2 protein-coding genes and 1 pseudogene are annotated in these 2,604 nt (G+C 55.0%); 1 reads left to right on the top strand and 2 read right to left on the bottom strand.

The genetic code is table 11. The features are described 5' to 3' along the window. Together QCH34_RS10435 and QCH34_RS10440 are read right to left on the bottom strand one after the other, a co-directional pair. Nucleotides 1-725: DUF3089 domain-containing protein (locus tag QCH34_RS10435; protein ID WP_300333833.1), on the bottom strand; the 725-nt coding region annotated here is incomplete at its 3' end. Next, a complete protein-coding gene (locus QCH34_RS10440; protein ID WP_366898575.1) occupies nucleotides 722-1,672 on the bottom strand; it encodes a DUF3089 domain-containing protein in 951 nt (316 codons plus the stop codon). The genes QCH34_RS10440 and QCH34_RS10435, both read right to left, overlap by 4 nt. A gap of 223 nt (nucleotides 1,673-1,895) precedes the next feature. On the opposite strand from QCH34_RS10440, the pseudogene QCH34_RS10445 reads away from it, so the two are divergent. After that, nucleotides 1,896-2,604 (top strand): annotated as a pseudogene (locus tag QCH34_RS10445) (hypothetical protein); the annotation flags it as partial.

Below are 2,604 nucleotides of genomic sequence, written 5' to 3' on the forward strand. Positions count from 1 at the left end.
GATCCCTTGCGGATGGTGGGGCCCTCCTTCTCCTTCCCTTCTTCGTCTGATATCGTGTTGTACGTGATGAAGCAACCTGTCTCTGTGGCGTTTGTGCCGATCTTCATCAGAGGATTTGCATCCAGATCAGATTGCGTGATGGAGTACCCGATGACGTACGCCACTACGAGCCGTTCCATCGAGACGGGATCACCGGCAAGGAGTTCACCTGCTTTTGCAAGTTCGACAACCCTGACCGAGCCCTGGCTGTGGGCTGCAAGGATGATCGGCCGCTCTCCCCTGTTGATATGTTCAAGGAAGTACCGGAATGCGGCGACGAGATCGTTCTGCCCCGGCTCGAAGATCGGTCGTGCATCGGTGAGCATCAGCGGGTTGATCTTCACGTTGTTCTGCCGGTAGTACGGGGCATAGATGTTTGCCAATCCGTCGAAGATACTCGCCTGCTCCACCAGGGTCCAGGCGGCCTTCTCACGCAGGCCGGGATTGCGGATATTCATCAGGTACGTGGAGTCATCCGAAAGAATGGTCGGGTAGACCCAGAAGAGATCCACGGGTTGATGCTCTCTGCTGAAGTGTGGGGGGAGAGTGATCCAGCTCTTTGGGTCCGAATACTCAGGAGCTTCCGGAACGTCGCTATCGGGATCGAAAGGGGGCAGCTGAACGGGGATGCCGAGCGCTCTTCCCCGGAGGCCTTCCAGATCCGTTGTATCAGTTCGGGATCTCATGAGTTCGAACCAGCCATCTGGTTCAGATATGCATCGATCCGGTCGCCGACATTCTTCTCAAGGTTCCTGTACCAGAATGCATAGTCATAGCGGTGGTACACACCCTCGGGGTATGCCCCGATATCCAGCTCCTCACCCTCCGGTATAGTCGTCATGAGTGCTCCGGTCTCCGGATTGATCTCTGCATCAGAGTAATTCTCTACTTCACGCAGGAATTCGCCGGTCGAATCATTGTAGAACCGGGCACCCATATTCTCCGAAGCAGGAGCATAGGTATCATCGGTCTTCCAGTTGAGCGGGTTGATACAGTGTGCTCCGGCCATCAGCATGGGACCGCCAACCGATGTCACCGACTGCGTGTTATAGGTGACCACAACCCCCGTATCATCCGCACCCTGTGCCGCGGTAAGCCCGGCTGCTTCCAGATCGGCGTCAGTCACCGTATAACCGATGAGATAGGCGGCAACCAGACGGTTGCGAAGATCTTCGTCATCCCCGAACCGGTTTTTGATCAGCTCGATCAATGCCATCGTTCCCTGGCTGTGGCCCGCGATGATGAAGGGGCGGCCCTCGTTGAGATTGGTAATATAGTATTCAAAGGCTTCCTGCACATCAACCGCGCCACGCTTGAACTCCTCGGTATCGGTTGCAAGCATATCAGGTGCCATGGTAACCTGTGTTGACATCTGCCGATACAACGGAGCGAATACATTGGCGTGTGAAGTGTAGACGCTCGCCTGTGCATCAAAGATACCCTGTGCAAGCGCCCGTTCATCATCGCTGGTAATATCCATAAACCCGTCCGGACTGCTACTGACCGTCGGGTAGACATAGAAGACATCCACCTCTTTTTGGACAGAGGGAATGGTCAGCCAGTAGTACGAATCGGCGTAATCTGGCTCCAGACTGTGCCCCTCAATATCGATTGCAGATGAATCATCGTCCACAGGGGGCACTTCTCCTCCAACACAGCCGCACACAAGAATGAAACAGATTGCGAGTACGACAAGGGGGGAGATCAAAGAATGAGTGATCTTAAGCATTGAAAATCTCCATGATGATTTATAGAGATAATTGTAAGAAAAAAGCTTTTTTAACCGTTTCGAAACAACCCTGTGAAAAGAGAGACAAAAACAGAGACTGATCACAATACCCACATATAGAAGAACATTGAATAGGTACCATAACGAGGCATCCATGGGTTTCATCGACATATTACGTCCCAATATTGAGAAACTGAGAGAGAGGAAAGATATTCCCGGACTGATCAGGGCACTTGAATCACCTGATGAGGAGATACGGGATGGTGCGGCAGCAGCTCTCCTCGCCCTGATGCCCGATGCCCTTTCTCCGCTCGTCTCTGCTGCCGTCGGTGCGAGCGGGAAGCGGCGGGCTGCTGCGAATGCCGTCCTCGGCTCCATTGGTGAGCCTGCGGTATTGCCTCTGATCGGGTTCCTGGAGGGGGATGATCCGGATGTATCCGGGTTTGCAGCCGTTGCCCTCGCCTCTGTCGGGGAGCCGGCCGTCTCATCCCTTGTCGGCCTGTTTGGGAGAATAGATGAAGAGAAGAGTGAGCGTGTGGTGGAGACGCTTGCCGCAATCGGGCCTGCTGCCATCCCGGGACTCAAGGGTGGGCTCTTCTCGCTGCCGTACCGATCCCGCCGCTTTGTTGCCCTTACACTTGACCGGCTGAATGCCGGGGCAGCCGATGAGACAGAGGATGCCGCCCGCAGGATTGCCCTTGGGCAGTGGAAGGAGCTTGGCTCCCTGAAAGAGCCTGGTCCCCTCGGTAATGCAGCAGTTCTGCTCCTGATCGATCTTCTCTCTGAAGACTACTACGTACTCCGGGTGAATGCCGCAAGGACCCTCGGCCAGCTCG

This window comes from Methanocalculus sp., assembly GCF_029762515.1.
Lineage (GTDB): Archaea > Halobacteriota > Methanomicrobia > Methanomicrobiales > Methanocorpusculaceae > Methanocalculus.